We start from the raw sequence: 8,219 nt of genomic DNA on the forward strand, positions 1-8,219 counted from the left end.
TACTAACTTGTCCGGGGGTGAGGATCTTCCCGAGAGCGGCCACGATGCAGGGCTCCGGCGGCGCTCAGCGCCTGCCACAGCATGAGAAGCAGCAGCGGCCCCATGGCGCGCCGTATCCAACGGGGTACGGCGCGGAGGCGTACACCCCGGGCGGCAGCCGGAACGATCGGCTCCAGGTCCAGCGACCGACGAGCGGATAAAACAGGTTGTTTCTCGGATTCCAATGAAATATCCGGTGGGGCGAGTGCGGGGCCGATGGTCATGGGGGCTCCATGAGCAGTCCATGGAGGAGGAGGCGCACTCGGCCGCACGCGTACGTCAACCGCTGCCGTGATCACGGCACGGCGGCTACGGATCGCGGTCGGCGGTGCTCTCGGGCCGCGGCGCATGCGAACGAGCGCGTGCGGCGGCGGGAGCGGGCGGCCGGCGCGGCCGGTCACCGAAGGAGAATGCGCTGAAGGAGTGTCAGCAGCCGCGACGACAAGCGGCGGAGGCCACCCGCAGCAGGTCGATATGACCGCGCGAAGTGAGCAGAGCTGAACGGAACATGGCGCCGAACGTAGCGATCCATGACTGAAACGGTCAATGGTGTCTCGGCACGTGGACGCGCGATCTCGCGGCACGAGCGAGAGGATGGACCCATGCCCCACGCCTTCACGACCAGCGTCCTGCACATCACCACCGGAGCGAGCGAGACCGTCATCGACCTCACGCGCGACTGCGAGCAGTTCCTCGCCCGGACCGCCGCCAGGGACGGCCTGCTCAATGTCTTCGTACCGCACGCAACCGCCGGCATCGCCATCATCGAAACCGGATCGGGCAGCGACGACGACCTGCTGGCCACCCTCCACACCCTGCTCCCCGCCGACGAGCGCTGGCAGCACCGCCACGGCACCCCCGGTCACGGCCGCGACCACGTACTCCCCGCCCTCGTGCCACCGCACGCGACACTGCCGGTGATCGGGGGCCGGCTGGAACTGGGGACCTGGCAGTCGGTGTGCCTGGTCGATACAAACACCAGCAATACCAACCGCAACGTCCGGTTGAGCTTCTACGGATAGCGCGTCGCTTCGGTGGCACTGCAGAGGGGTAGTCCGCCGCGCCAACTGAGTCGTGCGCTGTTCGGGGGCACCGCCTGGCGTCGGCTGTAGGTCCGGACGGGGGCTGGGCGCCTGACCCCGTCTGCACGAGTCGATGCTGGCTGAGGAACGAGCGACGAGTCTGCTGGCCATGCCCTCCCTGTCAGACTCTCGTGAGACATGAAGTCCGGGACGGCCAGGTCCGCGAGATACGTGGTGGCCGGAACCGGCCACTGGCCGACTTCGAGCCCTACTCGTGATGCGCCTTGTTGACCAGACTGCTGGACGGGAGCGAGGGGGAGGGGAGGCATGCATGGCGGCTCGGCGGAGACGAGGTGCGGCTGCACGGAGGCGGAGGGCGGCCCGGCTCAAGCGAGTGACTGTGGGCGGGGCCGCTGCGATCATCCTCCTGATGGTGTTCTGGTCTGCGGTCTGGCCCTATCTCGTCGGCGCGTTAGTGCTGGGCGGCACGGGTGTGGCCGCCTGGTGGCTCTGGCGCACGGACCGGGAGGTTCGCGAACGGGACCACCTGTGGCGGCAGGCTGACAGGGTCGAGTACGGGCTACGGACACTCGCCGAGATGGACGCGATGACGGGTACGGAGTTCGAGGAGCAGGTCGCGGCCCTGTGCCGGAGGGACGGGTGCACCGACGTACGTCGCGTCGGCGGCGCGAATGACAACGGCGCTGACGTCGTCGGCCGTCTCCCAGACGGCCGGACCATGGTGATCCAGTGCAAGCGCTACGCGCCGACCAGGACGATCGCGAGCCGTGAAATGCGTGACCTGCTGGGGGCCAAGGTGCACTTCGGGGCCGACCTGGCCGTGTTCGTGACGACCACGCGGTTCAGCCGGCCTTCCGAAGGGTTCGCGATACAGCACGGCATCCTCGCCGTACACCGTGACCACCTCGGACTGTGGAACAGCGGAGCCTCTCTGCTGTCGCTCGGCGAGGTGAACGGTGGCGGACAGGGGGACACTCGGCACCGGACGCGCTGGAGGCAGGCGTACGGAGAGTGAGCGCCCCCGCCGGGGGCCAGGGTGCGGGGCCGGAGACTCACCCCCGCTGCTCACTGGTGTCGTACAGCCTCCAGGCCGGCCAACGAGCGGCTTCGACTTCGCCGTCGCCACTGCCCAGCAGGTTCCGGCGGTGCAGCATGAGCCGCAGGTGGCGTGCCGCGTCGGTGCCCTCTTCCACTCCTCGGTCGAGCAGTACGGCCTTGGGTGCGGTGCTGCCGAAGCCGCGCACCAGAGCGTCCGCCGGATGCCCGTGAACGTTCTCGCCCAGCGTGACGGTGGCTCCCGGCTGGCGGGAGAGGACCTGGTACAGGCGTTTGAGCAGCACGTCTTCGCCGCCGTCACGCGAGTGCGCGCCGTCGCGCTCCGCAGCCTCCAGCAGCGCGGCGGCCACGCCTCCCCGCTTCCGCCAGCGCTCTTTGTCCCCCACCACGATGAGGTGACTGCGTGCCCGGGTGACGGCGACGTTCCAGAGGTTCAGTTGCCCGCCGACCACTCGACGGCACCAGGGTGCATGCCTTCGCCAGCGACGAGGGAGAACACCATGACATCGCGTTCACCGCCCTGGAAGGTGTGCACCGTACCGATACGCAGACGCTCCTCGTCGTATGGTCTCAAACGCTTCCGCAGTGCTTCGGCCTGCGCCGTGAAGGGCGTGACGACGCCGAGGGTGGTCTCGGGCGGCAGTTGTCCCAGCAGGTAGTTGACGCTGTCGTGCGCTTTTCGAATCTCGTCCTCGTTGACCCAGGAGCCACCGAACCGGGGGCGGGCGGCCCGTCCGGGTACGTCTGTCCAGATGACGGCGGGACGCGCCAGGGCTGGGCGGCCGCGGGTGTCGGTGAGGACGGTCAGTCCGCCGTCGTAGAAGAGGTCGTTGGAGATCGCGGCGATGTGCGGGTGGCAGCGGAAAAGCTCGTCGAGAAGCAACGTGCCGCCCGCGGAGCGTTCGGCGGCGTGGAAGGCGGAGTGGCGTCGGTAGGCAAGGCGGTGTTTCTCCAGCCAGTCGGACCGCAGCCCGTTCCCACGCCGGATGAGAGCCTCGCGGTGCGGGCTGGTCTCCGTGATGTGCGTGAGTTGCATGGGGTCGCCGATGACGAGGGCGCGCCGCGCGCGGAAGAGCAGCGGTAGGACGTGCGGGATCGCGCACTGGCTGGCCTCGTCGATGATGACGAGATCGAACAGGGCCGGGCCCAGAGGGAAACGCCGGGCGGAGAGGCTGGTGACGGCCCATCCGGCCACTGCGGGCGTATCTGTCTGGCCGTCTGGGCGGCCTAGAACCCTCCGCATCTGCGGCCAGTCGCTGCGACTGCCGTCCTGAGCGGCCAGCAGATCGAGAATGCGACGGCGTCCGGCCCAGGCGGCAGCTTGGACCGTGGTGGTGAGGAGTGTGCGTGAAGCGTCCTGAACGCTGTTCTCGGCATCGCGCAGTGCGCGCGCGAGCGCTGTGTCGTCCACGGAAGCCGCGTGCTCGCGCCCGTCACGCCATTCCGCCTCGGCCGCGGCGAAGCCGGCGAGCGCGAGGCAGCTCGCGACGGAATCGCCGTCGTACGCCCCCAGACCAGCCCCGCGCAGGAAACGGACCCGGCGCCACGACCCGAAGAACCGTGCGCGAGAGAGGCGGCATGCCTTGTCCTCCAGCTCCCTGGGCCGGGGCAGATCGCCAAGCAGGCCCTGGAGCTCGGCGGCGGAGATACCGAGCTGTCCCGCATGATGGTCGCGGCTCTCACCTGCCCGGCGAAGCCGCAGCTCGGTCTCCGCGATGTGTGCAAGGCCCTGCCGTACTTCTCCCAGACGGTCGGCAGCCAGTGTGGCCTCCATGGACGCCGTACCCACGGTGGACGAGGGCTCTGGGCCGGTGCGCAGTGCGTGCAGCGCGGCGGTCTCGTGCTCGGCGTTGCTCTTGGCGTTCTTCCGCGCTGAACCAGTGCGTACGACGCTGCCGGGCACCAGCTCGTTGCAGCGGCGCCAGACCTCGTCCACGGCCTCGTTGTTGGTGGACGCGACCAGTACGGTCTGGCCGGCGCAGACCGCGGTGGCCACGAGATTGGCGACCAACTGGCTCTTTCCGGTGCCGGGCGGGCCGGTGGCCACGGTGAGGCGGCGGGTCATGGCGGACCGGAGCACCGCGGCCTGCGCCTCGTTGCACGGCAGCGGTGTCACGAGGCGCGCCGGCTCGAGTTCCGCGTGGGCGAGGGCTCGGGCACGCTGCGAGGCGTCGGGCGCGAGGGCCCCGAGGGCGGTCTTCTCGATCTGGTCCGTCCGCTTGGCGATGTCGGCGAAGTCGTTCAGCAGGCGCTTGGTGAAGCCCGTCTCGGGGCGCGCCGCGAAGAGGACCGCGGTGTTGCGGGCTCCGTGGCCGGGCGTGCGGACGTCGATACGGTCGGCGAGCTGGTCCGGACGGAGTTCCTGTACGCACGGCAGCTCGAACTCCTGCGTGAGAAGGTTGCGCACCTCCACCGCCATACGGTCGTGCTGCCCGCGATGCCAGGACGGCTGGAACGTGTCGATCAGCTGGGTGGCCTCGTCCTCGCCCAGCCAGTCGAGAGCCAGCTGAGGATGCGGCTGGACCGGGCCGTACGGCTTCAGCCGTACCTCGCCCTCGCCTTGGACGATCTCGACGCGGCGTACCAGCAGGGGCGCGAACTTCGGCTGCCGCCAGGGGCGCCCGGAGCGAGGCCCGGTGAGGACCACGGCCGGGTAGCCCGCCCAGAGCTCGGCATCCTCCTCGGCCGCCGAGTCCACCAGCGAGGCCGCTTCCTCGGGGAGCGCGACGCAACCGTCTTCGTCGACCTCGCCGGAGATGAACCTCTCCGCGCCGTTCAGGCACACGTACGACGACTTCTGGTGGCCCACCTCCATCAGAGGCGTCTCGGCGCTCTCGGCCAGCACGCACTCGCGGTAGTAGTCCAGCAGGCCGGCCCAGGCGGGCTGCGCATGGGCGGACTTCGGGGCATGCGGTTGTGTCGGCTCCTCAGAGCCGGGGCGGGGTCGTGGACTCAGGGGATCGAGGATGGGGGCGCGGCCGAACGGACTGTCCGCGATGACGATGCGGTCGTCGACGCCGAGCGTGGACTGCACCGGCACCTGACGGCCGCCGTCCTGGGCACGCATACGCCGGTTGACGTAGTGGAACAGGTCGCTGACCTGTACTTCCCTGCCGCCGTCCTTGCTGACCTTCCCCGTGCGCAGCGCCTCGATCACCTCGCCGGTGAACGCCGACGGCTTCACGTCATCGCCGCTGCCCGCGTCCGCGAACGAGTCCTCCCCGGCCCGCGAGGACGACAGGACGTACACGCCCCTGCTGGTCAGCGGGGGCCGCTCGCCGGATTTCGCCACGGAGCTGTCAGGCCGTCGGTCCGAAGTACGCAGACCCATGGCGAATCCGCCGCTGCGACAGCAGTCGATCATCACGATCTTCTGCGGGGCGACGCACTCTTCCAGTGAATCATTGAGGAATCCGGCGCTGACACCGGTCGCGGCCGCTCTGTCGTAGTCGGTGTCCTTGGCGACGAAGTGGAACTCACCGCCGTCACGTACTGTCCGCACGCCGTGCCCGGAGACGTACACGAGCGCGAGCTCGTCCTCGTCGCGATCCTGAAGAAACTCGCCGATGGCTGCCCGCATGTCGTCGGCGGTGAGATCGGATTCGGTCTGGACGGAGACGAAGTTGCCGATGTTGCGGTGTTTCAGGACCTGAGCGAGTCCCCATACGTCGGCTCGTACGGATGCCAGCGGCGGGAAGCGGCCGTCGTCGTAGTGCTCGCTGCCGATCAGAAGAGCCCGGCGCTTGTGAAGGCGGGTCATGCCATGCCGTCATCCGGCCCGGGGCCGTCGTTGCCGGAGACCCGGTCCTGGAACTCGCGGGCCATGCGCTCCTGTGCGGCGTCCGGGCGTCCGGTGATCTCGATGGAGTCGCCCGCGATGGTGACCACGACCTTGCGGTGCCGCTCCTTGGCGCACCACTCCTTGATCAGGGAGATCAGGACCTGGGATGCGGGGCGGGCGACAGCGGCAGTGGTAGCGGCCCAGAGAGCCACCTCGCCCACGCCCGTACCCTTGCGACCCGGTTCAGTGGCCTCTTCGGCGTCATGGAAGCCGACTACGAGACCGTCTGCCCTGTGCAGCGTGTCGTGCAAATCCCGGGTGAGACGCTCCTGCCGGAGTGTGTCACCGCCTGTGGGAACGACGAGTGTCCACTGCGATCCCCCGTCCCGCATGTGCTGCTCCTTGCGCTGTTTCCGTGCTGAAATGGCCCGTCCAGAGACTTTGGCACGAGGGCGCCTGCAAGTGACAGTCCGAGGTGAAGGAGAGGGCGGCATCCGGCCATCTCAGCCTTCTTATGGCCCAGGCATATCGACGGCGGCTCTCGGTCGGCCGGGACAGTCACACTGAACCTGCCGCGGGTTACGCCCTGCACTGCGGTGGTCGGGGATCGGAGAGGCCGAGGTCCGACAGGACGCGGCGAGCCAGCTCGAAGGGCTGGTTGCGGGGCCCGTGAGGCACAGGGACGGCGGATCCGAAGCCGCGCTGTGCGGCGAGCTCTGGGTCTCACGAGGCCGGTAAGTCGGGGGTGCCGCCACAGAGGAGTCGGCCGGCGTGCATCGACGACAGGAGCAGCTTCCCGCGGCGGTGTACGTTGCGGTTCTTTTCGGTGAGGGATCCGCCCGAGCAGGGGCGGCAACTCGCTTGCGGTGCGCAGGGCATCCGTCTAGCCTGCGGGCAGGAATGGAGCCTGGGACAGTACCTGGGCCACCCCCAGTCATCTTGAGGCACGGAGCGTCGGAAAGCGCCCTCGCCACGACCTCCTTTCACTCTCCCTATGCATCCGTCCTGTCCGGCGGTCGTCTGCCGGACAGGCGAAAGGCGTTTCTATGACCATTTACTCTCAGCACGCCAGCCGCGGGAAGACTCAGATCCTGGTGACCTTTCAGGGTCCGGACGGTGTCGTATCCAAGACGGTGACGAGTCTTGGCGAGTCTGGCCTTGCGGTTCCGATTGTCGACGCTCTCAATCGGATTTCCGCCTTCGCTACAGTCCCTGTCAGCATTCACGACCGCCGCGAGCGGCGTGTGGACTACTACCCGCGCGAGCACCTTGCGGCGCTGACCGACGCCGCTGCTCGAGCCGAACTCCTCAGCGGCGCCCACAGTCTGTGGTACGAGTACGTCTGCCTGCGGCTTCACCAGGCGCTCGCCGATCTGGAAAGTGCCTTGGTCACTCTGCCCGACACGGTCAATAGAGCGATCCGTTCCGAACTGGAGGCAGAGGAGCACGAGTTGCGCGCAGCACTCGACGACTTCTCGGGAACTTCCTCGGAGGATGATCGGGAGCTCGAGCGCCACTGGGAGTTCGACCATCCCTTTGTGAAGTATGACGACGGAATGGACACGCTGAGCGACGAGACGCGCGAGCAACTCGATCGCCGCGAGGCAGGGTTCACCGCGGAGGAGCGGAAGAAGGCTGTGGCCGACCTCCGGGTTCTGGTCACGGCGCACTCTCAGGGTGGCGGCACGTGGGCTGCGCTGGACGACCCCAGCTATCAGCTCTTCGCGGAGCCGTACGACTCTGATGGCTTCTACCTGACGGTCCAAGCGCCGGAACCCGGCGATGACGACGCTTCGTGGGAGATCGAGGTCGGGCGCTGGGAGCCGGACGATCCCGACGAAGAGTACGGAGACCACACCAGTGCAACCGGTAGCCCGGTGATCGGCTGTGCTCTTCCGGCTGCACCGAGTGCCGGCGAGATCGCCTACTTGCTGAAGTCCGTATACGAGAAGCCGTTGCTGCTTGCTGAGTGGGCCGAGACGCCAGTGGGAGTGGTGCTCGCAGGGACGACGATGGTGGCGACCAAGCGCTACGACTCCTGATCGGGCGGTCGGCAAGGATGTCGTGATGCCAGCGCGGCGGACCAGCCACGGCCGGCCTTTGTGCGCCGTACTGGCGCTTCGTCTGCTGTGGCCATCCCAAGAGGGGCTGGCCACAGCACCGGCCTGGTGTGCGCAGCAACCGGTTAGTCTGGGGTTGTCCTAACCTCGGGCTTTCGCGTGGCCGGGTGTCCGATGCGTGATCGGAAACGCGAAGAGTGCTCCTGACCTGCGACGATGGGACTTGTCTAGGGTCCGGGT

7 protein-coding genes and 1 pseudogene are annotated in these 8,219 nt (G+C 68.3%); 3 read left to right on the plus strand and 5 right to left on the minus strand.

Annotated elements, in window-relative coordinates; all coding sequences use genetic code 11:
- Positions 1–44: 44 nt before the first annotated feature.
- Positions 45–263 (minus strand): annotated as a pseudogene (locus ABZ826_RS33950) (ABC transporter permease); the annotation flags it as partial.
- A 202-nt stretch (positions 264–465) separates the two neighbouring features.
- Entirely contained in the window at positions 466–549 is an 84-nt protein-coding gene (locus ABZ826_RS33955; protein ID WP_350692898.1) for a putative leader peptide, read from the minus strand.
- Positions 550–641: 92 nt separating this feature from the next.
- Between ABZ826_RS33955 and ABZ826_RS33960 the strand changes: the two genes are divergently transcribed.
- Both ABZ826_RS33960 and ABZ826_RS33965 read left to right on the plus strand, forming a co-directional pair.
- On the plus strand, positions 642–1,061 hold the full coding sequence (locus ABZ826_RS33960; RefSeq protein WP_361457219.1) for a secondary thiamine-phosphate synthase enzyme YjbQ: 420 nt from the start codon (positions 642–644) through the stop codon (positions 1,059–1,061).
- Between the two features lie 430 nt (positions 1,062–1,491).
- Positions 1,492–2,097 carry a restriction endonuclease gene (locus ABZ826_RS33965; RefSeq protein ID WP_361457222.1) on the plus strand — a complete coding sequence of 202 codons (606 nt, stop codon included), beginning with the start codon at positions 1,492–1,494 and terminating at the stop codon, positions 2,095–2,097.
- 37 nt (positions 2,098–2,134) lie between these two features.
- Here ABZ826_RS33965 and ABZ826_RS33970 read toward each other — a convergent pair whose 3' ends face one another.
- From ABZ826_RS33970 to ABZ826_RS33980, 3 genes are read right to left on the minus strand one after another with little or no spacing between them, the layout of a single operon-like run.
- On the minus strand, positions 2,135–2,590 hold the full coding sequence (locus tag ABZ826_RS33970) for a hypothetical protein (RefSeq protein ID WP_361457225.1): 456 nt from the start codon (positions 2,588–2,590) through the stop codon (positions 2,135–2,137).
- Positions 2,572–5,898 (minus strand): caspase family protein, encoded by a 3,327-nt coding sequence (locus ABZ826_RS33975; protein WP_361457228.1) that lies wholly within the window; start codon positions 5,896–5,898, stop codon positions 2,572–2,574. The genes ABZ826_RS33970 and ABZ826_RS33975 overlap by 19 nt, the downstream gene beginning before the upstream one ends.
- A complete protein-coding gene (locus tag ABZ826_RS33980; protein ID WP_361457231.1) occupies positions 5,895–6,311 on the minus strand; it encodes a hypothetical protein in 417 nt (138 codons plus the stop codon). Before ABZ826_RS33980 ends, ABZ826_RS33975 begins: the two co-directional genes overlap by 4 nt.
- 654 nt (positions 6,312–6,965) lie before the next feature.
- Between ABZ826_RS33980 and ABZ826_RS33985 the strand changes: the two genes are divergently transcribed.
- Positions 6,966–7,961, plus strand: coding sequence for a hypothetical protein (locus ABZ826_RS33985; protein WP_361457234.1), 996 nt, complete (start codon positions 6,966–6,968; stop codon positions 7,959–7,961).
- Positions 7,962–8,219: the final 258 nt, after the last annotated feature.

The organism is Streptomyces sp. NPDC047515, from assembly GCF_040643055.1.
Classification (GTDB): domain Bacteria; phylum Actinomycetota; class Actinomycetes; order Streptomycetales; family Streptomycetaceae; genus Streptomyces.